This window comes from Streptomyces sp. NPDC026394, assembly GCF_055567735.1.
Genome location: NZ_JBVHPX010000008.1, coordinates 117904 through 143034, shown reverse-complemented (window position 1 = coordinate 143034; position 25131 = coordinate 117904). Strand labels below are relative to the sequence as shown.

Below are 25131 nucleotides of genomic sequence, written 5' to 3'. Positions count from 1 at the left end.
GGCTGCCCCGGGAGCCCATCGTGACCTGTTTCGACCGACGTGACCTCGGCCTGCTGCTCCTGCGTGTGGGTACCGGCGGTGTGCTGGCCGCGCACGGCGCGCAGAAGCTCTTCGGCTGGTTCGGCGGGGGCGGCATCGAGGGCACCGGCCAGTTCATGGAGTCCGTCGGCTACGCGCCCGGCAAGGCCAACGCCACGGTCGCCGGACTCACCGAGGCCGGCAGCGGCGTACTGCTGGCGCTGGGGCTGGCCACCCCCGCCGCCGGCGCGGCCGCGGCGGGCGCGATGGCGGGCGCCGCCGCCGTACACACCCCCAACGGGTTCTTCGCGCAGAGCGGCGGTTACGAGCACCCGGCCTTCCTCGGGCTGACGACGACCGGGCTGAGCATCACCGGGCCCGGCCGGATTTCCCTCGACCACGCGCTCGGCCACTCCGTCAACCGCAACTGGATGGTCCCGACAGCGCTCGCGGTGACCGGAGCGGCCACGGCGCTGGTCGTGGGCGCGCGCAACAAGCGGGCCCGGCAGCCGGCGGAGGACGGTCAGGAGTGACGGCTCCCCGCTCCCGTAGTGACGGCTCCCCGCTCCCGCGACGACTGCCAAGAGCCCGAAGCGGTACGCCGGCTCGCGGCCGCCTGGCGCGAGCACGGCGGCGGGTGTGGTGCGGGTGTCCCGCCGCCCCGGTCACCGGTGGTCCGACGTCAGGTCCGTAGCTCGGGTTCCGGTACGCGGGTGAGGTGGAAGTAGAAGTCCTCCGGCTCGCCCTTCTTGTCCATCACGCACAGCAGGACGTCGTCGGTGAGACGGCGGAAGTGGTCGATGACCGGCAACTGGTCGTAGACCATCGCCGTGGACTGCTTGCCGCGGTGGACGACCTCACGCAGCGAGGCCAGGCCCCTTTCCGTGTACGAGTGGACCGTCCCGTCCTCGTCGCGGCAGAGCAGCGGCTCCACGTGGTCGGCGTCGACGAACCGTTTGCCGTACCACCGCATCTTCGCCAGCAGCGCGGCGTTCTCGCTGGTGTGCTCGAAAGCGCCGCCCCGCCACGTACCGATCAGGAAAGCGGTGTCGACGGGTTCCAACCGGTCGAAGAGGTCGGCGAGTTCCGCGGTGTCGTACGTGCCTCCGGACGCGACGGCGTCCAGGACTTCCTGCTCGGTACCCATGGGCGGGGCCTCCTTCGGCCGGGGGACGGGCGGTGCGGGCGCGGTACTGCCCGGCAGGGGAGGGGCGGCGGTCCGGCCGGGCCGTACCGGGTCGAAGCGGTGGTACATCCGGGCGTGCCAGATCACCACCCGCTCCAGTGCCACCGCGGAACCGTACCCGGCCGCGGTGAGCGGAGCCAGGGCCCGCAGGCAGCTTTCCAGCCCCGCGTCGGCACGCTCGTACGCCTCCCGCTCGGTCAGGCCCAGGGCCAGCGCGTCGGGCTTGCTCTCGGCCTGCTCCCGGTGGTGGCCACGGAGGTCGTTGAGCAGGCGGATCGCGATCGCGGCCTCGTGCAGCGCGGTGCGCAGCACCGGCAGGCGGCCGGCCGGGCCGGGTTCGTCCAGGAGTGCCCACAGGGCGGTGACCTGCTGTTCGACGCCGATGCTCCAGGCGCCGTGCCGCAGGTAGTCGGCCAACCGGGGCGCCGTGCCGCCGGTGGCCGCCGTCCGGGCCGTCTCGTGTTCGAACCGCATGCCGGTCAGTGTCTGATGCATGCTTTCCCGCCACGCGGCGACGAGTTCGGGCCGTCCGCTGCCGCCCACGTCCCGCATGATCTCGGCCAGAGCGCGCGCCACGGGGTCGTCGCTGCCGTCGTCGTGCCCGTCGAGGATCCGGTGCCAGGCGTCGACGCGGGCCGTGGGCCAGTCCGGGCCCGGTGAACCGGGCGCTTCGGGCGCGTCCAGGACGTTGTCGATCGCCATCAGCCAGACCGTGAGCCGGGACATCCGCAGACAGGTGTCGGGCGGCAGCCACGGGGTGAAGAACGTGGTTTGCAGACACATCAGGGGGACCAGCGCGGTGTCCACGGGTAAACCGAGCTTTTTGAGCCAGTTTTCGAGCCTGGGCATGTTTCGCAGGGCGGCCGAGCATGTGTCCGCCATGGAGACGATCTCTGAGGGAAGGTGGCCGGCCGGCTGTGAGGTGTTCACGCCGTCAGGCTACGTTCCGGGCGTTCGGGCGGGGTCCGCCGCCCCGTACCCCGGAGTGCCCCGGAGCCGCCGCGCGCGGCCGGGCCGCCCGGTCGTCCCCCGGCCGCCCGGCAGAACGCGGGACCGGTCGGCGCGCTGACGGCGCGTACGCACGGAGCACGAGCGGGACGAGCAGAAATCGAGGCAAGATGTCAGCAGGACGCGCGTTACCGCACCCACCGGTCGCCCGCTTGTCACCCACGCTCGCAGCACGGGTGAATCGTTCCCTCACCCTCGCCACCCGGCATGCCCTCACCACTCAGCGGGACAACGGCTCGTGGCTCGCCGACCCCGACCCTCGGATCACCGAGACCGCGCTGTGCACCCTGGCCCTGGCGCGTGCACCGCAACCCGGCGCCGGCCACGCCGCCGCACGGGGCCGGGTCTGGCTCGCATCCGGAGCCGCCCCGCAGGACCACCACCCGGTGGCCCGTGCCGTGGAAAGCGCGCTGCTGTCCCTGGCCTTGGGCGCCGACGGACCCGTCGACGTGAGCCACCCCGCTTTCGAGGATCCGGCGCTGTCGGCCCGGGCCCGGCTCCTCCAGGCCCTCGCCCTGCACACCGGCCGGACGGTACGCGGTGGCGCCGCACCCGACGCGCTGCGTACGCAGTTGGCCACCGCGGTCGCCACTCCGGGACGGCTCAAGCGCTGGTCGCGCGTGGAACTCTGGTCCGCACACGCCCTCGTGGCGGTCCACCACGGGGACCGGCAGGCCGCCCTGCAAGCCGCCCGTACGGTCGCCGACCAGCAGTCCCCGGCGGGCGACTTCTTCGCCAACCCGGTCACCACGGCTCTCGCGGCGCTCGCCCTCCAGGCCGCCGCGCCCGGCACCGCCGCCACCCGCCGCTGCGCGGAGTACCTGCTCGCCAGCCAACACGCCGACGGCACCTGGCGCTTCACCACCAGTGACGTCTGGGACACCGCGCTGGCCGTGCGCGCCTTCCGGGGTGCGCCGGACTTCGACCGCCACGCGCTGCCCGCCGCCGTCGCCTACCTGGTCGCGGCACAGAACCCGGACGGCGGCTGGCCGTTCCGCCTGGGCGTCGAGTCCGACAACGACACCACCGGAGCCGCCCTGATCGCCCTGGACGGCGCGAGCGGCGCTTCCGGCGGGGTGATCCGCGCCGGCGTGCGGCACCTGGCCCGGCAGCAGCGGGACGACGGGCTCTGGCGGACCTGGCAGTCCGCCGGCGACCCCCCGGTGGACGACGTGATCGCCCATGTCGTCACCGCGCTCGCCCGTCACTCCGGCCGCCACCGCGTGGACCTGGCCGCGGCGCGCGCCTGGCTCACCGAACGCCTCGACGGCCAGGGACGCTGGCATGCCGGCTGGTACCGGGGCCTCCCGTACGCCACGGCCGAAGTCCTCCCCGCCCTCGACGCCCCCGCGCCACCGGACGGCCACCCCGCCGCCCGCGAGCTGGCCGGAACCCGTAACCCCGACGGCGGCTGGCCCGTCGAGGCAGGCGGCCCGAGCACCCCGGCCGCCACCGGCCTGGCGCTGACAGCCCTGGAACGGGGCGGTCTCCGCGACGAAGACCTCTGGGCGCCGGGGCTGACCTACCTCGTGGAGACCCAGCGCGACGACGGCACCTGGCCGGGCGTACCGCTCATGTACGGCCCGCGACCGCTCCTCACGCACTTCCCCACCCACACCCACGCGTTCGCCGTGGAGGGCCTCTTCGCCGGGCAGCGCAGGCTTCGCGCCGCCGCGCGGGGCGGCTGCCTCCAGCCGCACGGGGAGGAGCTGTCCTGCGGTCGGACAGCAGGAGGACCGGCGTGAACAGCAGTGGTGCACGGCCGACCGCGCGCCCCGGGCACACCTCCGCCGACGCCCTCACCGAAGCGCCCGTCGCCCCCGGCCGCGTACCGCTGGCCGGGCACGCCCCGCGCTTCCGGCGGGACGCCCTGCGCTTCGTCCGCGAGCAGCGGCACCACGGACCGGTGACCAAGGTCTACATCGGCCCGCGGCCGGTCCACGTCGTCAACTCCGGCGAGCTGGTACGGGAACTGCTGACCGCCCAGGCCCGTTCCTTCGACAAGGGCGCGATGTTCGACGCCCTGCGCGTCCCGCTGGGCGACGGGCTGATCACCGCTGCCGGGGACCGCCACCTCCGCCACCGCCGCACGATGCAGCCCGCCTTCCACCACGACCGGATCGCCGGTTACGCCCGCGTCATGTCCGAACGCTCCCTGGCACGCTCCGCCGCCTGGGAACCCGGCACCACACGCGACCTGGTGCCGGAAATCCACCGCCTCACCCTCGACATCCTGCTCCGCACCCTCTTCGCGGACCCCCAGGACCCCGAGCTGCGCACCGCCGTCAAGGACTGGCTGACCATCAAGTACCACTCGATGCGCCTCGCCCTGTCCCCCCTGCACGCCTGGGCGGAACGCCTTCCGCTGCTGCCGGGCTGGCGGCCGCCGGACGCCGGTCCGCTGCGCAGGCTGGTGGCCGTCCAGCAGCGGATCGTCGACAGCTACCGCGCCGACGGCCGGGACCGCGGCGACCTGCTCTCGATGCTCCTGCTCGCGGGCGGCCCGGAAGGCGCCCTGACCGACACCGAGGTGACCGACGAGCTGATCACCCTCTTCCTGGCCGGCACCGGCACCGTCAGCGCCGCGCTGGCCTGGGCGCTGTACGAGATCTCCCGCCGCCCCGACGTCCAGCGGCGCCTGCACGACGAGTTCGACACCGTCCTCGAAGCGGGACGGCCACCCCGCTCCGAGGACGTACCTGCCCTGGTCTTCACCCGGCAGGTCCTGACCGAGACACTGCGGCTGCACCCGCCGTCGTGGCTGCTGATGCGCCGTGCCGTACGGCCGGTCACACTCGGCGGCGTACGGCTCGTCCCGGGTGCCGAGGTGTTCTTCAGCCCGTACGCACTGCACCACGACCCGCACCTGTACGAGGAACCCGAGCATTTCCGCCCCGACCGCTGGCCGCCGGACGCCGGCGCGAAGCCGCCGCGGCACGCCTACCTGCCGTTCGGCGCGGGCAGTCGGCTGTGCATCGGCGAGGACTTCGCCTGGACGGAACTGACGCTGGCGGTAGCCGCGTTCACCGCGCGCCGGCGCCTGGAGCCGGTCGCCGGCGCGCCCGTACGGCCGCTGGTCGGCACGGTCCTGCGCCCGGACCGGTTGCCGCTCACGGCGCATGCCCGTCCCTCCTGACCACTTCCGCCCTTCCCCGGGAGCCGCACATGTCCACGCACATCCACACGCCCGGCGACGGAACCCGGCCCGGCCGACTGCGGGACCGCGTCGCCCTGGTGACCGGCGCCGCCTCCGGAATCGGCGCGGTGTGTGCGGAGCGGCTGGCCGCGGAGGGCGCCGTGGTGGTGGCCGCCGACCTCGACGAGGACGGTGCCGCCCGAGTGGCCGGGCAGATCACCGCGGCCGGCGGCACCGCCCTCGCCCGCCGGGTGGACGTCACCGACCTGGACAGCGTCACCGGCGTCGTCAAGGAGGCCGCCACCATGGGCGACGGCCTGCGGATCGCGGTCAACAACGCCGGGATCAGCGGCCCCCTCACCCCGCTGGCGGAGCTGTCGCCCGCCGACTTCGACACGATCACCAAGGTGAACCTCTACGGCGTCTTCCACGCGATGCGCTGCCAGCTCCCCGCGATGGCCGCGACGGGCGGCGTCATCGTCAACCTCTCCTCCATCGCCGCCCATTCGGCCTTTCGCGGTCACGCCGCCTACGCGGCGGCCAAGCAGGGCGTCCTCGCCCTGACCCGGACCGCGGCCCGCGAGTACGCGCACCACGGCATCCGGGTCCTGTCGGTGTCACCGGGCGTCGTCGGCACCCCGATGGTCACCTCGCTGCCGCCCGGGAGCACCGACAACCTCATCGCTTCGGTGCCGTTGCAGCGCACCGCGCAGCCGGCCGAGGTCGCCGCGCTCATCGCGTTCCTGGTGTCCGACGACGCCTCGTACATGACCGGCAGCGACCATGTGGTGGACGGCGGGTACCTGGCGAAGTAGCACGAAAACCGCTGGTGACGCCGATCTCGGGGCACCTGCCCTGCGTCGGCGGCCGCTGCTCTCGGCACCCGGCAGCGGCCCCCGGCTTCGATCCGCGAAGCCGGTCTCCCACCGGACGGAACGCGAACGTCCGTGGACCCGGCCGACTTCTGCACCGGCCTCGTCTCCGAGTCCTTCGCCCCGCTGCGGTCCTTCTCCCCGGACCCCGAGGCCTATACGGCTTTACTCCGCGAAGTGGGCGGCCCGGCCCTGGAACGGGGCTGCGGAGACGGTGACCCGCTGCTCGCACCGCGTCGCCGCGGACTGGACGTGGAAGGCGTCGACTCCTCCGCCGACATGCTGGAACGCTGCCGCCACCTGGCCGACGGCGGTTCCGCGCTGATCCCACTGCACGTGCCGGCGCCGACCCCCGCCGACCGGTTCGGTCGGGTCCGCACCGCGCCCGCCGACGACGGCGCCGAGCTGCGGTTCTCCGTGGTGTCGGCGGAGCGCGACGAGCGCGCCGCCGAGGCCGCGGGCTGCGTACGGTGTCGGTGACGGACGCGGACGGCGACGTTGCGGAGGGGGACGCCCCGGAGACGGTCTTCCGGCTCCGGGCCGGCTGATGCTTCCGGACCGGCTGATGGCTCCGGCGCGGCCGGCACCTCCGCGTGGCGGTCCGCGTCGGAACGGCGGGGCAGGCTCAGGCCAGGCCGGTCATGATGCGGCCGACGAGTTCGCGGTTGGCCTGGGGGACCGCGCCGAACTCGGTGCTGTCCGGGCCTGCGCCGGGGCCGACGCCGGTCTTCGAGGCGGCGCCTGCCGGGCTGTCGTCGGCCACGGCGGCGGACGCCGCGGGCACCACGGTGGCCGCGGCGAGCACCGCGCCGGCGAGGACGAGACGTACACGCATGCAGATCACTCCTGAGGACGGGGCGGCTGGGAGCCGGGTCTCCAGCACACCCCTTCTTCCCGTGACGCGCATTCTCTCCGGGGCACCTGGGTGGTCGGCGGGCCGGCGCCACCCGGGACGGCCCGGGGCGCGGTGATCGCCGTATCCGGCCGTATCCGGTCGCGCCTGGTGGTGCGGGAACCGTCACGGCGAGCCGTTGTCGAGGCGGAGACGGTGCGCGATGACATCGCGGGCCACGTCGAGGAGAGCGCGGTCCTGGGAGTACGCGTGGGCCCGCAACCGCAGGAGGGCCTGGTCGACGGCGACGCGGAGCTGGACGGCGAGGACACCGGTGGCCTGGTGGACCTCGGCACGGTGCAGGACCGGCCCGGCGCCGTGCTCACCGGTGAGCAGCCGGGCGGGGGAGGTGCACAGCAGCAGATGCAGCGCGGCCCGCGCGAAACGGTCGGTCGCCGCCACCTGCTGGGCGCTCGGGGCACCGGGACGGGTGCGGTAGGCGGTCAGGACGCCGACGGGTACGACACCCAGGAGCAGCGGGACGGCCACCACCGTACGGACGTCGGTACGGGCGGCGGTGGGCAGGAACTGGGGCCGGCGGCCGACGGGCGCGTTCCGCAGATCGGGCTCGGTGACGGTACGGCCGGTGCGGAGCGCCTCCAGGGTGGGGCCTTCACCGAGGGTGTACTGCACATCGTCCATGGCCGGGCCGAGCCGGTCGGCGGCATCGTCGGACCACAGGAGCTCCAGGTGGCCGCGGGGAGTGGCCAGGCACAGGGTCATGGCGTCGTGGCCGAGCAGTCGTGCGGCGGTTCCGGGGCTCACGCCGTTCAGGCCCTGGCCGGTGCGCGCGGCACGGCGCAACCGGTCGAGGAGCATCTCCCACTCGGCGCCTGGCATGGTCCACCTCTCGTGACGGGCGTGGCCGACGCGACGGGTGTCGGCGGTGCGCGCGGGGCGCGGTCCGTCCGGCCGCGATGTCATGGCTCGGACAGTTCGGAGGGCACCGAGCCCTGGGCGACGCTCGCCGCCAGCACGGTGAGTTTGAGCTGCCGCGCGCGGGCGTGCGCGCGCAACTGTGCGAAGGCGTCGTCCAGACTCACCCGCAGCCGTTCGGACAGCACCCCCTTGGCCTGTTCGATCACCAGACGGCTCTCCAGCGCGGTGGACAACTGCTGGATGAGGACGGCTTGGTCGTGCAGATCGTGCTGGTGGCCGAAGCAGGCGGCGGTGGCGTCGGCCAGCGCCTGGGCGATGCGCAGGTCGTTGGCGGTGGGCAGCTCCGGTCCCGGCCCGCTCATCAGGTTGAGGGCGCCGGCGGTGGCGCCGGAGGTGCGCAGTGGGACCGCGGCGACCGCGGTGACGCCGACCCGGCGCGCGCGGCGGGCGAAGCGGGGCCAGCGCAGCGCAGCCGGACCGGTCAGCGAAGCCGGAGCCACGACGGTACCGCCGCGGGTGGCGTCGAGGCAGGGCCCCTCGTCCAGTTCGATCTGGACCTCTTCCAGCCGGCGGCAGCGTTCGTCGGAGGCGGTGGCGTACTCCACCCGCCCCAGGTCGTCGAGGACGGTGACCCCGGCCCCGGCCACCGGCAGCAGGGCCATGGCGTGTTCGGTCAGGTCGTGCAGCAGCTCCAGCGGATCGAAGTCCGCGCTGCGGTGTACCAGGCCGCGCACCGCTTCGGCGATGCGCGCCTCACGTTCGGTCGCAGGCATGAATGGCCGCCGATCGGCAGGCTCCCGCCTCCACGACGTGAGCGCGGGGTCCGGGCGCACCCCCGCGGCGGTGGGAGAAGGAAGTCCGGTCTCCGGAACCGCTGATGCCCGCTGACAGGAATTGCCGGCGCCTCGTCTCTCACCTGACCCGTCCGGGGCCGCCACGGCGGCCGGTTCCACCCGGCTCTGGACGGCCTCACGGTGCGCCTTTCACGGTAGCGCTCCGGCAAGAGCGCGGACAGGGAGAGCCGGTGCTTCCGCGGGCCGTTGGTGACACGAGGAGCCACCTCCCGCCCCGCACCGGCCGCCGTACGTGCCCGGCACCGCGCCGCGCGCACGGCGCGCCCCGCTCCTCTACGGCCGGCCCGCGCCCCGGTCCGGGCGGAAGAGGACCCACAGCAGGAAGGGGCCGCCGAGCACGCTGGTGACCACGCCCACCGGAATCTCGACGGGGGCGATCACCCGGCCCAGCGCGTCGGCGCCGGCGATCAGCGCGCCGCCCACCAGGCCGGAGGCCAGTACCGGTACGCGTGCCCGGCCGCCGAGGCGGTCGGCCAGTACGGGCGCCGCGAGGGCGACGAAGGCGATGGGACCGCCGATGCCCGCGGCGAGGCCGGAGAGGACCACCGCGAGTGCCAGGGCGAGCGCGCGGATCCGCCGTACGGGTACACCGAGCCCGGCGGCGGTGTCGTCGTCGAAGCGCAGCAACTGGAGCCGGTTCCCGGCGGCGAGGGCGAACGGGAGCAGCCCGAGGAGGATCAGCAGCAGCGGCGTACCCACCGACCAGTCGCGCCCGCTGAGGCTGCCGACCGTCCACAGGAAGACGCCACCGGCCGTGTTGTCGTTCTGGCGGGACATGACGAGGTCGGTGACGGCCCCGACGACGGTCGAGACGCCGATGCCGACGACGAGGACGCGGTGGCCCCGATGGCCCGCGCCGCCCGCGCACAGCACCACCAGCGCGGCGGCCAGCATCGCGCCGACCGGCCCGAGCCACCACTCGCCGATCATGCCGGTGGACGAGCCGACGACGGAGGCGACGACGGCCGCGGTGGCGCCCTCGTTCACGCCGATGAGGTCGGGGGTGGCCAGCCGGTTGCCGGCGAGGGTCTGGGTGAGGCAGCCGGCGATGCCCAGTGCCGCGCCGACCAGGACGCCGACGGCGATCCGGGGCAGCCGGAAGTCCTGGACCAGCATCACCGTCGCGGAGTCGCCCGTGCCGAGCAGGCCGGAGAGCGTCTCGGACAGGCTCATACCGGTGGAGCTGGCGAACGTACCCAGCGCGACCAGGACCAGGATCAGCGCGCCGAGCGCGACGGCGACCAGCGAGCCGCGGCGGGGGAAGAGCCAGGAGAAGGCGCCGGTCCGCAGGACGAGGCTGTCGGGCGGTGTGACGTCGGCGGTGGGGGGCGTGGGAGAGGGGGCGGGGGCCGGGGCCTGTCGCCCGCCCGCTGCCGGTTCCGCCGCTTCATGAACCGGCTTCGCCGCTTCGTGTGCGGGCTCCGTCATGCCGTCCCTCCCGCCGTGGACATCCGCCGGGAGCGGGCGATCCAGATCAGCAACGGCCCGCCGACGAAGGCGAGGAGCACACTCACAGGGGTCTCCCAGGGGCGGATGGCGACTCGGGCGAAGATGTCCGCCGCGATCATCACGTCGGCGGCGATCAGTGCCGACAGGGCGAGCTGGGCGGCGATCCGCGGACCGGTGACGGCGCGGGCGGCGTGCGGGGCCAGCAGGCCGAGGAAGGCGATGGGGCCGGCGATCGCCACCGCCGACCCGGCCAGCAGGGTCACCGCCCCGGCGACGACGACGCGGACCAGCCCGGGGCGGTGCCCCAGGGACCGCGCGCTGTCGTCGCCGAGCGCGAGTGCGGCCAGCGGGCGGGCGGCGCCGAAGGCGATCAGCAGGCCGGCCGCGACGAGCGGGATCAGCGGGTAGGTGTCCGAGGTCTTGATGCCCGCCAGGGAGCCGATGGTCCAGTAGCGGAACGTGTCGAAGGTGGACTGGGTGCTGAGCAGGACGTACGAGGTCATGCCGTGGAAGGTGGCGCCGAGCGCGGAACCGGCGAGCACCAGCCGCAGCGGTGACGCCGCGGCCCGGCCCGAGGCGGCCAGCAGCAGGACCACCGCGCTGGCGGCCGTGCCGCCGACGAGGGCCCAGCCGAGCAGGGCGTAGGAGGAGTCCACCCCGAAGTAGGTGAGGCCGATGACGACGCCGAGCGCGGCGCCGGAGTTCACGCCGAGCAGTCCGGTTTCGGCCAAAGGGTTGCGGGTGACGGCCTGGAGGAGACAGCCCGCGGCGCCGAGGGAGACACCGACGAGGACGGCGGCCAGGGTACGCGGCAGCCGTACGTCGAGGACGGCGAGCCGGAGTTGGGCATCGGCGCGGGCTGCCGGATCGCCCGTGAGGAAGTCCCACGCGCGCGCGACGGGGCTGGATCCGGTGCCGATGAGCAGGGACAGCAGCACCAGGACGGCCAGCAGTACGGTCAGGGCGACCGCGGTGGTCAGGATGCGCCGGTGGTGACCGGACGCCCGTGAGGGAGGGGGCTGGGTGTCGCCCACGGGGGGCCCGGCCTCTTGCGCAACCAACATAAGGTTAGCCTAACCTAAGGCTTGACCGGGGCTTTCGTCGCCCGACAGGCCCGGACACCGGGGTTTCCCCGGCATGCCCGGCACCAGCTGTTCCGTCAAACGCCGTCCCGGCGCCGGACTTCACCACTCGGAGAGCACAGACATGTCCATCCACACCCTGCCGCGCGTCCGCCGGACCGCGGCGGCCGCCGTCACCACCGCCCTGGCGCTGGCCCTCACCGCCTGCGGAGGGGACGAGTCCGGTTCCGGGCAGGCGAAGACCGGCGGCGCCGGAAAGGTCACCGTCACCGACGCCACCGGCACCGAGGTCGAAGTCCCCGCCAAGCTTGCCAAGGTGGTCGCGCTCAGCGAGATGGACCTCGACTCCGCGCTGGCCCTCGGGGTGAAGCCGATCGGTCTGACCGCCGGCCGCGGCCAGAAGGGCGCCCCCGGATACCTCGCCGGCCGGGCCGGGGACATACCGGTCGTCGGCGCCGTCACCGGCCCCGACATCGAGAAGGTGCTGCGCGCCAAGCCCGACGTCATCCTCGCCGGACAGCTCGCCGACCCGAAGGTGCTCCAGCAGCTGAAGGCCGTCGCACCGACCGTCGTCACCATCGGCAAGGACAAGGACTGGAAGAAGGCGCTCGACCTCACCGGCCGGGTCCTCGGCAAGCAGAACGAGGCCAAGACCTTCCTCACCGGCTACGAGAACAAGGTTGCCGCCCTGAAGAAGAAGCTCGGCCCGCGCGCCGGCGCCACCGTCTCGGTGGCTCGCTACTCCGCCAAGGGCACCGCCGTGATGCAGCAGGGCGTGTTCATCAGCGACATCCTGAAGGACCTCGGCTTCAAGCGGCCCGGCGTCCAGAACGAGCGTGGCCAGGGCCACTCCACCCCGATCAGTGACGAGGACATCCAGCAGATCGACGGCGACTGGCTGTTCATCGGTACTCTCGCCGCCAAGGGCAAGGACGCCGACCTGTTCGCCGAGCTGAAGACCAAGCCCGCCTACCGTCAGCTCGGCGCGGTCCGCGAGGGCCACGCCACCGAGATCGACGGCTCCAAGTGGACCAGCCTCGGCGGCGGCCTGGCGGCCCTGTCCGTCCTGGACGACATCGAGAAGGCCATGGCCAAGTGACCCATGGCGCCCGGCCGGACGGGCACCCTCCGCCCGGCCCGGCGCCCGCCCGCGGCCGTACGTGCGGGCAGCGACCCGTCCGTACCCGTACGTACGAGCAGCGCCCCGCCCGTACCCGCACGTCCCGGCCACCCGCCGGCACTCCGGCAGCACGCCCTCAGTTACCACCGGCCCCACCCCCAAGGAGAACCACCTGTCATGGCTCTGACCATCGACCACCTGCGCGCGGACGTCGCCGACGTGCTGGGCGAGGACCCGGCCGACATCCCCGTCGACGAGAACCTCGTCGACTACGGCATGGACTCGGTCCGCATCATGGCGCTCCTGGAACGATGGCGGCGCGATCACGGCACCCGGGCCGGGTTCGTGGACCTCGCCGAGCAGCCCGCCATCGAGGCGTGGGCCCGCATCCTGGGCGCCGACTCATGACGGCACTGCTCGACGCCGCAGCGGACACCCGGCGCGGCACCGCCGAGGGCCTGCCGCTGACGGCCGCCCAGACCGGCTTGTGGTACGCGCAGGCCCTGGACCCGGCGAGCCCCGCGCAGAACACCGCCGAGTACCTGGAGATCCACGGCCCGGTGGACCCGGCGCTGTTCTCCGACGCGCTGCACCGGGTGGTCGCCGAGGCCGACGCGCTGCGGGTCCGGATCGTCGAGAGCGCCGAAGGGCCCCGCCAGCTCCCGCTGTCCACCGTCCCGGCACCGCTGCCCCTGCACCTGGCGGACCTGCGCGCCGAGGCCGACCCGGACGGCGCGGCGCGCGCCTGGATGCGCGCCGACCTGGCCGAACCGTTCGATCTGGCCGCCGGACCGCTGTTCGCGCACGCGCTGTTCCGGGTCGGTGACACCCGCTGGCTGTGGTACCAGCGCGTCCACCACGTCGTCATGGACGGCTTCGGCTACTCGCTGCTGGCCCGCCGCACCGCCGAGGTCTACACGGCGCTCGCGACCGGCGAACCCGTGGGCCCCGCCCCCTTCGGACGGCTCACCGACCTGGTCGACGACGACGCCGCGTACCGCGCCTCGGACGCGTACGAGGCCGACCGGCAGCACTGGAACGAGGCGTTCGCGGACCGGCCCGAGGCCGTCAACCTGGCCGGGCGCACCGCCCTGCCCTCCCGTACGCATCTGCGCCGCACCGCGTACCTGGGGCCCGAGGCCACCGAACGGCTCAAGGAACTGGCCTCCTCGGTCCGCGCCACCTGGCCCGACGTGCTGATCGCCGCCCAGGCGCTGTACCTGTCCCGGGCCACCGGCGCCGAAGAGGTCGTCCTCGGGCTGCCGATGATGGGCCGGATGGGCTCGGTGGCGCTGCGCGTCCCCGGCATGGTCATGAACGTCCTGCCGCTGCGGCTGACCGCCGGCCCGCGCGCCACCTTCGCCGAACTGACCCGCCAGGTCGTCCTCGGCATCCGCGCGGCCCGCCGCCACCAGCGCTACCGCTACGAGGACATCCGCCGCGACCTGGGCCTGCTCGGCGCCGACCGGGCGCTGGTCGGGCCACTGGTCAACGTCATGCCCTTCGACTACGGCCTGGACTTCGCCGGTGCCCCGGCCACCGCGCACAACCTCTCCACCGGCCCGGTCGACGAGCTGACCGTCAACGTCTACGACCGCGCCGACGGCCGCGGCCTCCGCCTCGACTACGACGCCAACCCCGCGCTGTACGAGGAGACGGACCTCGGCCACCACCTGGAACGGTTCCTGGACCTGCTGTCCCGCCTCGCGCACGCCGACCCGCACGCCCCCCAGGGCGAGCACGGCATCGCCACGGCGGCCGAACGGTCCCTGGTGCTGGACCAGTTCAACGCCACGGCCCGCGCCCTGCCGCCCACCACGCTCATCGGCCCCATCGAGGCCCAGGCCGCCCGCACCCCCGGCGCCACCGCGCTGGTCTTCGGAGACACCTCCTGGACGTACGCCGAACTCGACGCCCGCGCCAACCGGCTGGCCCGGCATCTGGCGTCCCTGGGCGTGCGGCCCGGCACCCTGGCCGCCGTCGCCGTACCGCGCTCCGCCGACCTGGTCCTCACCCTGCTGGCCGTCCTCAAGGCGGGCGGCGCCTACCTGCCGCTGGACCCCGACTACCCCGCCGACCGGCTCGCGTACATGCTCGACGACGCGCGGCCCGTGTGCGTGGTCACCGACCGGGACGGCCGCGTACCCGGCGGCGGGCAGCCGCCCGTGGTCGTTCTGGAGGGGCTCGACCTGGACGCGTACTCCGGCACCGTTCCGCCGCGTCCGCTCACCCCGGACCACCCCGCGTACGTCATCTACACCTCCGGTTCCACCGGCCGCCCCAAGGGCGTCGTGGTCAGCCACCGGGCCATCGACAACCGGCTGCGCTGGATGCAGGGGCAGTACGGCCTGGAACCGGGCGACCGGGTGCTCCAGAAGACGCCCTCCGGCTTCGACGTGTCCGTGTGGGAGTTCTTCTGGCCGCTGCGCCAGGGCGCCACGCTGGTGGTCGCCGAGGCCGGCGGCCACCGGGACCCCGCGTACCTGGCCCGCGTCATCCGCGAACAGGCCGTCACCACCTGCCACTTCGTGCCCTCCATGCTCCAGATGTTCCTGGCCGAGCCGGACACGGTGAACTGCACCGGGCTGCGCCGGGTGTTCTGCAGCGGCGAGGCGCTGCCGCGCGAGACGGCACGGGAGTTCGCGCGGGCCCTGCCGGACGTGGAACTGCACAACCTGTACGGCCCCACCGAGGCAGCCGTCGACGTCACGTACCACGCCTGCGCATCCGACGGCGAGGGACCGGTGCCCATCGGGGCGCCGGTCTGGAACACCCGCCTGTACGTCCTGGACGCGGCCCTCCAGCCCTGCCCGCCCGGCGTGCCCGGCGAGCTGTACCTCGCGGGCACCCAGCTCGCCGACGGGTACCTGGGACGGCCCGGCCTGACGGCGACCCGCTTCGTCGACGATCCGTTCGGGCCCGACGGCGGCCGGATGTACCGCACCGGCGACCTCGCCCGCTGGACCGACCGCGGCGAACTGCTCTACCTCGGCCGCACCGACCACCAGGTCAAACTGCGCGGCCAGCGCGTCGAACTCGGCGAGATCGAGGAGGCCATGGCCGCCCTTCCCGCCGTGGCCGCCGCCTGCGCGGTGGTACGTGAGGACCGCCCGGGCGACCAGCGGCTGACCGGGTACGTCACGTACGAGCACCGCGACGGCGAGATCCCGCCCGACCCGGAGGACCTGCGCGCCGCGCTCGCCCGCACCCTGCCGGAGCACATGGTGCCCACCAGTGTGGTCGCCCTGGACGCGTTCCCGCTCAGCCCCAACGGCAAGCTGGACCGCAAACAGCTCCCGGCCCCCTCCTTCGAGGCCGGACCCGGCCGGGCCCCGCGCACCCACCGGGAGGAGACCCTCACCCGGCTGTTCGCCGAAGTGCTGGGCCTGCCCAGGGTCGGCGTGGACGACGCGTTCTTCGACCTGGGCGGCACCTCCCTGCTGGCCGCCCGCCTGATGGCACGGGTACGGGACACGCTCGGCACCAGCCTGGCCATCGGCGCCCTCTTCCAGGACCGCACCCCGGCCGCGCTCGCTGCCCGCCTGGACGGCGACGGGGCGGGCGGCGACGCGCTGGACGTCCTGCTGCCGCTGCGCCCGGCAGGCGACCGAGTGCCGCTGTTCGTCCTGCACCCGGCGGGCGGCATCGGCTGGTGCTACTCGGGCCTGCTCTCCCGGCTCGACCCGGCGCAACCGGTGTACGGCCTCCAGGCGCGCGGCCTGGCCCGGGACGAGCCGCTTCCGGCGACGATGGAGGAGATGGCCGCGGACTACGTACGGCAGGTGCGTACCGTGCGGCCGCACGGCCCGTACCGGCTGCTCGGCTGGTCCGTGGGCGGCGTCCTCGCCCACACCGTGGCCGTGCAGCTCCAAGAGGCGGGAGAGCGCGTCGACTTCCTCGCCCTGCTGGACGCCTACCCCTCCGACCAGTGGCGCGACCAGGCCGTTCCCAAGGAGACCGACGCGCTGACCGCTCTGCTGCGGATGGCGGGGTTCGAGCGGACGGACGAGCTGACCCGCGAGGACGTCCTGGAGACGCTGCGCCGTGAGGGCAGCGCGCTGGCCGGGCTGTCCGACCGTACGCTGTCCGCCGTCGTCGACATCGTCGTCAACAACGCCCGTCTCATGCGGGAACACCAGCACCGGGTGTTCACCGGCGACGCGCTGTTCTTCACCGCCGCCGCCCCGCGCGCCGAGGACTGGCTGACGCGGGACGCCTGGACGCCGTACATCCGGGGCGGACTGGACAACCACGACGTGGACTGTCTGCACCCGCAGATGACGCAGCCGCGCTGGATGGACGGGATCGCTGCGGTGGTCGCGGCACGTCTGGCCGCGCTGGACGCCTGAACGGGCCGCCCGGCCGGGCGAGTCGGGTGCGCCGTCGCGGTGTACCCGGCTCGCTCCGGTCCCGGGCGGTCCCGCCGATGGAGTGCAACTTAGGTAAGGCTAAGCTAACCTTTGACCGTGTCGGGTGGATCACTCCCGACTTCCCTGCCCCGCCCGCCTCTTCAGGAGGAGTCCAGACCATGAGCGCCCCCAAGACGCAGCCCCGCACCGCCGCCCGCCGCCTCGTCCGCAACGCCACCGCCCTCGCCGTCGCCGCGGGCAGTGTCCTGGCGGTGAGCGGCACCGCCGTCGCGCACGACCGGCCCGCGCACCGGGCGTCGTACCGGGTGGACACCGCGCAACTGGCCACCGGGCTCTACCAGTCCGCCTACTCCGAGCGCCACCACGTCCTGTGGACCACCACGGCCGTCGGCCGGCCGCCGGTCACCCAGTCCAGACTGCTGAAGGTCGACCCGAAGACGCTCAAGACCAAGGACGCGTACACCCCGCCGGTCACCGACCAGGCGACCGGCGCGGTCGAGGCGGTCTACGGCGTCGCCGTGGACGACGAGCACGACACCGTGTGGACCACCAACACCCGTAACAACTCGGTGGCCGTCTACAACCAGCGCACCGGCAAGCACCTCGCCACCTTGCCCGGCGTCGCCCACGCCCGCGAGGTCGTCGTCGACAAGCGCCACGACCTCGCCTGGGCCAGCGGCTTCGGCGACGGCTCGGTCGTCGCCTTCGACACCCGCACCTTCAAGGAGAAGAAGCGCGTCAAGGTGGAGGGCGCGGGCCCCGCCGGACTCGCCGTGGACACCCGCACCGGCACCGCCTACGCCACCGACCTGACCAACGACCGGATCATCGCGGTCAGCCCGTACAAGGCCGAGCCGCGCTTCATCCCCACCGGCGACGCCCCCGTCGGCATCGAGCTGTCCGCCGACGGCCGCACCGCCTACACGGCCAACCAGGCCGCGGGCACGCTCTCGGTCGTCGACCTGCGCAAGGGTGCCGTCACCCGGACGGTCACCACCGGCGCGGGCGCGATCTCCGTGGCCGCCGACCACCGCTCCGGCCGGGTCTTCGTCGCCAACCGGGGCAGTGGCACCACCACCGTCGTGGACCCGAAGAAGGGCACCGTCCTGGCCGACCTGGCCACCGGCCCCAACCCGAACCACGTCACGGTCCGCCGCGGCACGGCCTACGTCGTCGACAAGTCCGCCGCCGGTGCCGACCGGATCGACTCGGTTCACCGCATCAGCCTCACGCGCTCCCACTGAGGCCGGACCCGCCGCACTCACTCCCGGTGCGGCGGGACCGTCCTCGACGGCGCCGTCGCGCCCCGGGCCCGGCCGCACTCCAGCGGCCGGGCCCGGGGCGTCGGTCGGCTGCGGGCCCGGTGGCGCGTCAGCTGGTCGCGGGCCCGGCCGACCCTGGGCCGAGGAGGTCGCACAGCCCGTCGGCCAGTTCGGTCCGCCAGCACAGGTAGTCGTGGCCGCCGTTGAACTCGCGGTAGACCGCGTCGTCGTACCCCTTCGCCGTCAGGGTGTCGCGCAGCCGGCGGTTCGCGGGCAGCGCGACCCACTCCTGCTCGCCCGCCGACAACCGGAACCGCACCGGCAGCCGCGGGGATTCCGCGATCCGTTCGGTCAGCCACTGCGCGCCCGGACCGTTCGGCCACCAGAAGGAGCCGGACTGCGCCAGCACGCAGCCGAACCGGCCGGGCGCGGACACCGCGGCGTACGCGGCGGTCAGGCCGCCCAGGCTCTGGCCCGCCACGACGGTACGGGCGGGATCGGCGGTGAGCGGCAGGTCCGCGCTCGCCCAGGGCAGCAGCTCGTCCGCGAGGAAGCCGGTGAACCGCGGGTCGCACGTCATCTCGGCCCAACGGGTGTCCGCGCCCAGCGACTCCGGCATCAGCGCGGCCAGCGGGGGGATGCGGCCATCCGCGATGAGGTTGTCCAGCAGCGTGGCCACACCCAGTCCCGGCTGCCACATCTCCCCGTCCAGGAGGACGAGGACGGGGAGCCCCGCACCAGGTTCCGTGCCGCCCGCTCCGCCCGCGCGGCCCGTGGCGCTTGGGGGCGCGTACCGCCAGACCCGGCGCTCGTTGCCGAGCAGCGCGCTGCGTACGGTGTGGACGGAGACGGTGCCGCGGGGCACGCCGGGCCGCTCCCGCCACACTTCATCCTGCGGCGCACCGGACAGCGCGACGCAGGAGACCGGGGTGTCGCCCCACCGGCTCGCGATGGCGCGCTGGTTGAACGGGTCGGTGCGCTGCTGTGTACGCAGCCACGGCCAGTACGCGGCGTCGTCGGCCGGGCCGTCGCCCTCGTCCACACACAGCGTGTACGTGGCGTGCCAGTCCCGGCGCATCCGGACCGACCAGTGCCACACGTCCGTACCGGGGACGCGTTCCATGAGGTTGCCGGCCGGGTCGCGCGGATCGGCGAGCTTGTTGGGCGACACCAGGACCGCGCGGGTGGCGGGGGAGCCGCGCCACAGGAACGTCACCAGCGCGTGGTCCGCCGCGCCGTACGGGTCCGGACCGGTCAGCGGCGTACCCTCGCGCTCCACCGTCCGCCAGAACTCCGCCCCGGACAACTCGGCCGCCCGGCGGACGACGCGCTCGTCGGTGACGCGCGGTACGGGGGAGGGACGCGGTATCCGGGGCGGGTGCCGGGGGGTGTCGGAGGGCGGCGGGGCGGTGACGGTCATCGAAGCGGTCTCCGTGTCGGTGGCGCGGGGGAGGGGCGGGCGGAGCGGGATCGGAGCGGGAGAGGAGCGGACTCGGAGCGGGAAGGGAGCCGGCCTGTGGGTAAGGGCACCCTTACCTTACGACTCGTGCGGCTCGCCGTCGTGGCGCGGGCGCCCGACCGGGCGCGACCAGGCCCGACGGCGCCCCTGGCCGTGCTGCCGCCTCTGTAATGATGGTGTGAAGGAGATCCCGTGCGGTGCGGGCACCGGCCGCCGGGGCACGCACGCGGGAGGCAGCCATGAGCACCCGACGCACCGCACTGCCGGGAGTCGGCACCCGGTACGACCTCACCACGCGCGGCGGACGGCGCCTGTCCGTCGTCGTCCACCAGGACGGGCGCCGCTTCCTGGGGTTCTACTCGGCGGACGACCCGGACGCCTGCCAGGAATCCGTCCCGCTCGAACCGGACGAAGCCACCGAACTGGCCCGCCTCGTCGCCCCCTCCCCGCTGGACGCGGTGCCCACCGACGGGCTCGACCTGGTCACCGGACACCTCCCGCTCGACGCCCGCTCGCCGTACGGCGGACGCCCGCTGGGGCACACCCGGGCCCGCACCCGCACCGGAGCCTCGATCGTCGCCGTCCTGCGCCGCACCAGCGCCCACCCCGCCCCCGGCCCCGACTTCCGGCTCGCCATCGGCGACACCCTCATCGCGGTCGGTACCCGCGAAGGCGTCGACACCCTGGCCGCGATCATCGCCGGAGGCTGACCGTGCACGACACCAGCGCGCTGCTGATCGAACTGGGCGCCCTCATCCTCGCCCTCGGCCTCATCGGGCGCTTCGCGGGCCGCATCGGACTGTCCCCCATACCCCTGTACCTGCTGGCCGGACTCGCCTTCGGGCAGGGCGGAGTGCTGCCGCTGGACGCCAGCGAGAGCTTCACCGCGGTCGGCGCCGAGATCGGCGTCATCCTCCTCCTGCTCCTCCTCGGCCTGGAATACAGCGCCTCCGAACTCGTCACCAGCCTCAAGACCCAGTACCCCTCAGGCGCCGTCGACTTCGCCCTGAACGCACTGCCCGGCGCGGGGGCGGCGATCCTGCTGGGCTGGGGCCCGGTGGCCGCCGTCGCCCTCGCGGGCATCACCTGGATCTCCTCCTCCGGCGTCGTCGCCAAGGTCCTCACCGACCTGGGCCGCCTCGGCAACCGCGAAACCCCGGTCATCCTCGGCCTGCTGGTCCTCGAAGACCTCTCCATGGCCGTCTATCTGCCGCTGCTCACCGTCCTGCTCGCCGGGGCGTCACTCGCCGGCGGCAGCATCACCCTGCTCGTCGCCCTCGCCACCGCGGCCACCGTCCTCTACCTCGCCCTGCACCACGGCCGGCTGATCAGCCGCGCGGTCTCCTCCCGCAACCCCGAGATGCTTCTGCTGGTCGTCCTGGGCCTGACCGTGCTCGTCGCCGGAGTCGCCCAGCGGCTGCAGGTCTCCGCCGCCGTCGGCGCCTTCCTCGTCGGCATCGCCCTGTCCGGCGAGGTCGCCGAAGGCGCCCGACCCCTCCTCACCCCGCTGCGCGATCTGTTCGCCGCGGTCTTCTTCGTCTTCTTCGGCCTGTCCACCGACCCCGCCGCCATCCCTCCCGTGCTGCTCCCCGCCCTGCTGCTCGCCGCCGTCACCACCACCACGAAGATCCGCACCGGCTGGTACGCGGCCCGCCGCGCCGGCATCGCACCCCGCGGCCGTCTCCGCGCGGGCGGCACGCTGGTGGCGCGCGGTGAGTTCTCCATCGTCATCGCCGGACTCGCCACCGCGACGGAACCCCGCATCGGGCCCATCGCCACGGCCTACGTATTGCTCACGGTCGTCTTCGGCACACTCGCCGCCCGCTGGGCCGACCCCGCCGTCCACCGCCTACGGGCCGCGCTGCGCCGCTCCCGCCGGACACCGGCCGGCCCACCGCCCACGGCGCCGCCGGAGGACGAACGGGTCATCAGGCGCCTTCCGTCGGACGACCCGCGGCCGACCCGGGGCGCCATGTGACCGTACGGCCGGTCACCGACCGGCGGGCCGACGGGCCGACAGGAGGGACACCGGCTCGCGCCCGCCGCGTCCTATGCCTTCGCGCGGCCCGGTATCTCCGTCGCACCCGACGCCTCTGCCGCATCCGTCGCCCCCGACGCCTCCGCGGCGTCCGGCCCGTCCGCCGGGGTCGGAAGCTGCCGGTCGGCCGCGGAAGGCTCTCCCGTGGCGCGGTCGCCCGCGTCCTCCCGAGCGCCGGAGCGCCTCCCGGCGAGTTCCCGGGCCAGCTTCTCCGAGAACAGGCGCATTTCCGCCTCGGCCTTGAGGTCGAACATGATTTCTCCCCCTCGCCTCTGTTTCCCGGCCCACCGGCCGAACACCACCGATGCCACCCGTGCGCCGTTCGGCAAGCCCTATCTGACCTGCTGCTATACCTGATCTTTACCTTCCTCTCGCAGGTCGCAAACGACGCGAGTGAGCCGTGCCGCCGCCACTTGGCGCACATCGGAAACAGCGCGCCCCCGGCGCGCGCCGTCGGTGAACATCCCCGCGCGGCCTCGACGCCGCGCGAGGCGGCTCTTCAACCGTCCGAACCCTGGCCCCGCCGGTACCGAGTCGCAGCTCGCACGAGGGCGTGAATCGTTCTTACGGCCTGCCGCAGGGCCGCCGATGCTGGTGGGGCAGCGGAGGGCTCCGGGAGGCAGGGTGAGTGATTCCGAGGTCGAGGCCGAGGGCGACGGCACGGAGAGCCGGTCGCCGTGGCGCCGGACGTGGCGCTGGCTGCGTGAACACAGTACGCACGCGCTCCTGGTGGCGATCGCGGCGGCCGTGGTGGGCGGGGTGGTACCGGTCCTGCTGACCGGGGCGTTGCAGGACTGGCTCTCCCCGCCGCCACCGGCACCGGCCCCCTGCCCGGGAGCCGGGTGCGACGGGAAGGACCCGCAGAAGGAGGGGTGCTCCGCCGACGCGGTCACCTGGCTGCCGCCGAAGGACAACCCGGTCTCGCTGCACGTGCGGCACAGCAAGCGCTGCGGTGCCGTGTGGGGGCGGATCACCCGTGCGGAAGTGGGGGACGTGGTGACCGTCAGGGTGGAAGGCGGCTCGGCCCGCAGTGCCGTCGTCGAATACGGCAAGGACCAGTACACGCCGATGGCGTCGGTGGGTGAAACGTTTCGGGCCACGGCCTGCGCGGAGCCGACCATCTCCGCGAAGCGCGCCGGGAGTTGGCGCAAGTACTGCATCGTCGTGACGGACACCACCGCCTGGAAGTGAGCCGGTCCACGGACGGCGGCACCTGCTGTCCGTTCTTGCTCTTCCACTCGCCGGTGCCCGCCGCTCACACTGCTGGGATGCCGGAACCGAACAGAAGGGGCAGCGGGGGCGGTCGGTACGTGCTGCGCGCCGTGTCGGCGGGGCTGGCTCTGCTGATCGCCGCGGGCTGCACGGAAGACAGCGGACCGGACGACCGTCGGCGCGACCGGGCGGCCACCGTCGAGCTGGACAAGCCGGCCGCCCTGGCGGACGAACCGGTGCACATCCGGATCAGCGGACTCGCCGCCGGGACGGAGACGACGGTCACGACGCACGCCACCGATTACCGGGGCATGGCCTGGTCGGGGCGCGCGGTCTTCGCCGCCGACGCGGACGGGACCGTGGACCTGAGCCGCGACAGGCCCCGGACCGGGACCTACCGGGGAGCTGACGGCATGGGCCTGCTGTGGTCCATGAAGCCCGCCGAGGGCGACCCGGACGCGACATGGTTCATACCGCGGACGGCAGCCTCCTACCGGGTGCGTCTCACCGTGGCGTCGGGCGGCCGGACCCTGGCCGAGCGGGACCTCACCCGCATCTGGACCGCGACCGGAGTACGGCACCACGACCTGACCGTCTCCAAGGACGAGGTGCGCGGCAACCTCTTCCTGCCTCCCGCGCACGGGCCGCGACAGGCACCGGTCCTGCTCCTGGGCGGCTCGGAGGGCGGCCTCGCCGACGAGCGGGCGGCCGCGCTGCTGGCCTCCCGCGGCCACCCCGCCCTGGCCATGTGCTACTTCGGCTGCCAAGGGCGCCCCGAGAACCTGGCCGGCATCCCGCTGGAGTACTTCGCCACCGCCGCCCGGTTGCTGCGCGACCAGCCGCAGGCCGATCCGCGGCGGCTTGCGGTGATCGGTGTCTCCCGGGGGTCCGAGGCCGCGCAGATGATGGCGCAGTACTACCCCGGCCTCGTCCACGACGCCGTGGCGTACCTGCCCAGCCGTGACACCTGGGACGCCTACCACCCCGGCTGCCTCAGCTGCGGGCAGGGGCACGCCGCATGGACACACCATGGCAAGGACCTGCGCCTCGCCCCCATCCCGCTCGACCGCGTCCGGGGCACCGTGCTGGCCGTCGGCGGCGGTGACGACCGCCTGTGGCCCTCGCTGGCCGCCGCCCGGGCCATCGCGCAGGAGCGCAATGCCGCCGGCCGCAGGCACCGGGCTCTGCTTTATCCGAAGGCCGGGCACGCTGCCGCGTCCTACCCCTACCTGCCCAGCGCGGTGGAGGGCGGCGGGCGGCCCCTGGGCGGGACCCCGGCGGCCGACGCCCACGCGAAGAGTGACAGTTGGCCGCAGGTGCTCCGGCTCCTCAAACGGACGGCGCGCTGACCGAACGCGGCACCGGACGGCCGTGGCTCCGACACCGGACGAGCCGCGACCGGCCCGGCCGCGCCGCGGGCACGTACGCCGGACGCTGCCGAACGGTGCCCGGACGGAGAACATCGCTTTTCCCGTACCGGCTCCGGAGGGGCCACGAAGAGTAGTCTTCAGATGCGGAATGTGGCCGTCTTCGGTACCGGTCCGCTCTTCGGCGTGGAAGGCTCAGCGATGGAGCACCAGGTTTCTGTGCAGGATCTGCTGGTCGGCCTGGAGCGAGCCGTCGACTCCGGGGAACACCGGGTGTGGGCGGTGCGGTGCGCGCACGCGCTGGGGCTGGAAGGCATCGCGGTCTCCTTGCGGTGGGGTGCGGAACTGGTCTGGTTCAGCGACGACATCAGTGCCCGGCTGGAGGACGCGCAGTTCACCCTGGGGCAGGGGCCCGGGATGGCGACGGACTTCAGTGAGGTGCCCTATCAGGTGGCGGATCTGGGCACGGGCGCGGGCGAACGGTGGCCGCAGTTCGTCGTCGAGGCCCAGTCACTGGGCGTGCGAGCGGTGTTCGTGTGGCCGGTGCGGACCGGAGGCATCCGGTTCGGCGCGCTGACCGCATACCGCGGGATGCCGGGGTCGCTGTCCGCACGGCAGGCTGCGGACGGGCTGCGTGTGGCCGACGCGCTGGCCGGCCGGCTGCTGGCCTGGCGGCCGGACACCGGGGAAGGTGACCCGCACGACGGGCCGGGCGCCGCGGGCGCTGTCGACCTGCACCGGGTCGAGGTGCACCAGGCCACCGGTGTGCTCAGTTGCCGGCTCGGCGTACCGCTGGAGGAGGCGCTGGTCCGGCTGCGGGCCCGGGCGTTCGCCTCCGGCCGGCCCCTCACCGAGACCGCCCGCGACATCCTGTCGGATCTGCCGCCGTGACCGCCCGCGACATCCTTCGGAAATCGCCGCGGCGAC

At 74.0% G+C, this 25131-nt stretch carries 22 protein-coding genes; 14 read left to right on the top strand and 8 right to left on the bottom strand.

The window, feature by feature from the left end; translation table 11 throughout:
• Positions 1-20: 20 nt before the first annotated feature.
• Complete coding sequence (locus ACZ4QV_RS20615) at positions 21-551, top strand: DoxX family protein (RefSeq protein ID WP_467763210.1); 531 nt, start codon at positions 21-23, stop codon at positions 549-551.
• A 149-nt stretch (positions 552-700) separates the two neighbouring features.
• On the opposite strand, the gene ACZ4QV_RS20610 is transcribed toward ACZ4QV_RS20615, so the two are convergent.
• Positions 701-2053 carry a DUF4334 domain-containing protein gene (locus ACZ4QV_RS20610; RefSeq protein ID WP_467763209.1) on the bottom strand — a complete coding sequence of 451 codons (1353 nt, stop codon included), beginning with the start codon at positions 2051-2053 and terminating at the stop codon, positions 701-703.
• A 335-nt stretch (positions 2054-2388) separates the two neighbouring features.
• Here ACZ4QV_RS20610 and ACZ4QV_RS20605 point away from each other — a divergent pair, with 335 nt between their 5' ends.
• The 4 genes from ACZ4QV_RS20605 (at position 2389) to ACZ4QV_RS20590 (ending at position 6700) form a co-directional block, all read left to right on the top strand.
• The gene (locus tag ACZ4QV_RS20605; RefSeq protein WP_467763208.1) at positions 2389-3957 is read left to right on the top strand and encodes a prenyltransferase/squalene oxidase repeat-containing protein; all 1569 of its coding nucleotides are present in this window, start codon (positions 2389-2391) and stop codon (positions 3955-3957) included.
• A complete protein-coding gene (locus tag ACZ4QV_RS20600; RefSeq protein WP_467763207.1) occupies positions 3954-5348 on the top strand; it encodes a cytochrome P450 in 1395 nt (464 codons plus the stop codon). The genes ACZ4QV_RS20605 and ACZ4QV_RS20600 overlap by 4 nt, the downstream gene beginning before the upstream one ends.
• Before the next feature lie 29 nt (positions 5349-5377).
• A complete protein-coding gene (locus tag ACZ4QV_RS20595) occupies positions 5378-6163 on the top strand; it encodes an SDR family NAD(P)-dependent oxidoreductase (RefSeq protein WP_361150654.1) in 786 nt (261 codons plus the stop codon).
• 132 nt (positions 6164-6295) lie between these two features.
• Complete coding sequence (locus ACZ4QV_RS20590; RefSeq protein WP_361588695.1) at positions 6296-6700, top strand: class I SAM-dependent methyltransferase; 405 nt, start codon at positions 6296-6298, stop codon at positions 6698-6700.
• Positions 6701-6845: 145 nt separating this feature from the next.
• Here the strand turns inward: ACZ4QV_RS20590 and ACZ4QV_RS20585 are convergent, their stop codons facing one another.
• From ACZ4QV_RS20585 to ACZ4QV_RS20565, 5 genes are all read right to left on the bottom strand, one after another.
• Positions 6846-7055 (bottom strand): hypothetical protein, encoded by a 210-nt coding sequence (locus ACZ4QV_RS20585; RefSeq protein WP_361150659.1) that lies wholly within the window; start codon positions 7053-7055, stop codon positions 6846-6848.
• 183 nt (positions 7056-7238) lie between these two features.
• Positions 7239-7952 carry a GAF and ANTAR domain-containing protein gene (locus ACZ4QV_RS20580; protein WP_361150662.1) on the bottom strand — a complete coding sequence of 238 codons (714 nt, stop codon included), beginning with the start codon at positions 7950-7952 and terminating at the stop codon, positions 7239-7241.
• A gap of 80 nt (positions 7953-8032) precedes the next feature.
• Positions 8033-8764, bottom strand: a complete 732-nt coding sequence (locus ACZ4QV_RS20575) for an ANTAR domain-containing protein (RefSeq protein ID WP_361588692.1) — start codon at positions 8762-8764, stop codon at positions 8033-8035.
• A gap of 354 nt (positions 8765-9118) precedes the next feature.
• Positions 9119-10273: a FecCD family ABC transporter permease gene (locus tag ACZ4QV_RS20570; RefSeq protein ID WP_467763206.1), complete on the bottom strand. Its 1155-nt coding sequence runs from the start codon at positions 10271-10273 to the stop codon at positions 9119-9121.
• On the bottom strand, positions 10270-11358 hold the full coding sequence (locus ACZ4QV_RS20565; RefSeq protein WP_361150670.1) for a FecCD family ABC transporter permease: 1089 nt from the start codon (positions 11356-11358) through the stop codon (positions 10270-10272). Before ACZ4QV_RS20565 ends, ACZ4QV_RS20570 begins: the two co-directional genes overlap by 4 nt.
• Before the next feature lie 142 nt (positions 11359-11500).
• Between ACZ4QV_RS20565 and ACZ4QV_RS20560 the strand changes: the two genes are divergently transcribed.
• The 4 genes from ACZ4QV_RS20560 to ACZ4QV_RS20545 all read left to right on the top strand — a co-directional run bounded on the left by ACZ4QV_RS20560 (position 11501) and on the right by ACZ4QV_RS20545 (position 18110).
• Positions 11501-12475: an ABC transporter substrate-binding protein gene (locus ACZ4QV_RS20560; RefSeq protein ID WP_467763205.1), complete on the top strand. Its 975-nt coding sequence runs from the start codon at positions 11501-11503 to the stop codon at positions 12473-12475.
• A 198-nt stretch (positions 12476-12673) separates the two neighbouring features.
• Positions 12674-12904 (top strand): phosphopantetheine-binding protein, encoded by a 231-nt coding sequence (locus ACZ4QV_RS20555; protein ID WP_030018483.1) that lies wholly within the window; start codon positions 12674-12676, stop codon positions 12902-12904.
• A complete protein-coding gene (locus tag ACZ4QV_RS20550) occupies positions 12901-16845 on the top strand; it encodes an amino acid adenylation domain-containing protein (RefSeq protein WP_361588685.1) in 3945 nt (1314 codons plus the stop codon). The genes ACZ4QV_RS20555 and ACZ4QV_RS20550 overlap by 4 nt, the downstream gene beginning before the upstream one ends.
• Positions 16846-17024: 179 nt before the next feature.
• A complete protein-coding gene (locus ACZ4QV_RS20545; RefSeq protein WP_361150677.1) occupies positions 17025-18110 on the top strand; it encodes a YncE family protein in 1086 nt (361 codons plus the stop codon).
• A 127-nt stretch (positions 18111-18237) separates the two neighbouring features.
• Here ACZ4QV_RS20545 and fes read toward each other — a convergent pair whose 3' ends face one another.
• A complete protein-coding gene (gene fes, locus ACZ4QV_RS20540; RefSeq protein ID WP_361150680.1) occupies positions 18238-19548 on the bottom strand; it encodes an enterochelin esterase in 1311 nt (436 codons plus the stop codon).
• A 278-nt stretch (positions 19549-19826) separates the two neighbouring features.
• Here fes and ACZ4QV_RS20535 point away from each other — a divergent pair, with 278 nt between their 5' ends.
• Both ACZ4QV_RS20535 and ACZ4QV_RS20530 read left to right on the top strand, forming a co-directional pair.
• Positions 19827-20297, top strand: coding sequence for a cation:proton antiporter regulatory subunit (locus ACZ4QV_RS20535; protein ID WP_361589008.1), 471 nt, complete (start codon positions 19827-19829; stop codon positions 20295-20297).
• A gap of 2 nt (positions 20298-20299) precedes the next feature.
• Positions 20300-21565, top strand: coding sequence for a cation:proton antiporter (locus ACZ4QV_RS20530; RefSeq protein WP_361589010.1), 1266 nt, complete (start codon positions 20300-20302; stop codon positions 21563-21565).
• A 71-nt stretch (positions 21566-21636) separates the two neighbouring features.
• Here the strand turns inward: ACZ4QV_RS20530 and ACZ4QV_RS20525 are convergent, their stop codons facing one another.
• Entirely contained in the window at positions 21637-21879 is a 243-nt protein-coding gene (locus ACZ4QV_RS20525; protein WP_361150686.1) for a hypothetical protein, read from the bottom strand.
• 370 nt (positions 21880-22249) lie between these two features.
• Between ACZ4QV_RS20525 and ACZ4QV_RS20520 the strand changes: the two genes are divergently transcribed.
• From ACZ4QV_RS20520 to ACZ4QV_RS20510, 3 genes are all read left to right on the top strand, one after another.
• On the top strand, positions 22250-22816 hold the full coding sequence (locus ACZ4QV_RS20520; protein WP_361589013.1) for a DUF2690 domain-containing protein: 567 nt from the start codon (positions 22250-22252) through the stop codon (positions 22814-22816).
• A gap of 77 nt (positions 22817-22893) precedes the next feature.
• The gene (locus tag ACZ4QV_RS20515) at positions 22894-24186 is read left to right on the top strand and encodes an acyl-CoA thioesterase/bile acid-CoA:amino acid N-acyltransferase family protein (protein WP_361589016.1); all 1293 of its coding nucleotides are present in this window, start codon (positions 22894-22896) and stop codon (positions 24184-24186) included.
• Positions 24187-24348: 162 nt separating this feature from the next.
• Entirely contained in the window at positions 24349-25095 is a 747-nt protein-coding gene (locus ACZ4QV_RS20510) for an ANTAR domain-containing protein (RefSeq protein WP_361619643.1), read from the top strand.
• Positions 25096-25131: the final 36 nt, after the last annotated feature.

Coding starts and splice junctions, on each gene's coding strand:
- ACZ4QV_RS20560 (WP_467763205.1), top strand. CDS start 11,501: ATGTCCATCCACACCCTGCCGCGCGTCCGCCGGACCGCGGCGGCCGCC.
- ACZ4QV_RS20525 (WP_361150686.1), bottom strand. CDS start 21,879: ATGTTCGACCTCAAGGCCGAGGCGGAAATGCGCCTGTTCTCGGAGAAG.
- ACZ4QV_RS20585 (WP_361150659.1), bottom strand. CDS start 7,055: ATGCGTGTACGTCTCGTCCTCGCCGGCGCGGTGCTCGCCGCGGCCACC.
- ACZ4QV_RS20510 (WP_361619643.1), top strand. CDS start 24,349: ATGCGGAATGTGGCCGTCTTCGGTACCGGTCCGCTCTTCGGCGTGGAA.
- ACZ4QV_RS20550 (WP_361588685.1), top strand. CDS start 12,901: ATGACGGCACTGCTCGACGCCGCAGCGGACACCCGGCGCGGCACCGCC.
- ACZ4QV_RS20565 (WP_361150670.1), bottom strand. CDS start 11,358: ATGTTGGTTGCGCAAGAGGCCGGGCCCCCCGTGGGCGACACCCAGCCC.
- ACZ4QV_RS20555 (WP_030018483.1), top strand. CDS start 12,674: ATGGCTCTGACCATCGACCACCTGCGCGCGGACGTCGCCGACGTGCTG.
- fes (WP_361150680.1), bottom strand. CDS start 19,548: ATGACCGTCACCGCCCCGCCGCCCTCCGACACCCCCCGGCACCCGCCC.
- ACZ4QV_RS20535 (WP_361589008.1), top strand. CDS start 19,827: ATGAGCACCCGACGCACCGCACTGCCGGGAGTCGGCACCCGGTACGAC.
- ACZ4QV_RS20515 (WP_361589016.1), top strand. CDS start 22,894: ATGCCGGAACCGAACAGAAGGGGCAGCGGGGGCGGTCGGTACGTGCTG.
- ACZ4QV_RS20575 (WP_361588692.1), bottom strand. CDS start 8,764: ATGCCTGCGACCGAACGTGAGGCGCGCATCGCCGAAGCGGTGCGCGGC.
- ACZ4QV_RS20580 (WP_361150662.1), bottom strand. CDS start 7,952: ATGCCAGGCGCCGAGTGGGAGATGCTCCTCGACCGGTTGCGCCGTGCC.
- ACZ4QV_RS20545 (WP_361150677.1), top strand. CDS start 17,025: ATGAGCGCCCCCAAGACGCAGCCCCGCACCGCCGCCCGCCGCCTCGTC.
- ACZ4QV_RS20610 (WP_467763209.1), bottom strand. CDS start 2,053: ATGCCCAGGCTCGAAAACTGGCTCAAAAAGCTCGGTTTACCCGTGGAC.
- ACZ4QV_RS20570 (WP_467763206.1), bottom strand. CDS start 10,273: ATGACGGAGCCCGCACACGAAGCGGCGAAGCCGGTTCATGAAGCGGCG.
- ACZ4QV_RS20595 (WP_361150654.1), top strand. CDS start 5,378: ATGTCCACGCACATCCACACGCCCGGCGACGGAACCCGGCCCGGCCGA.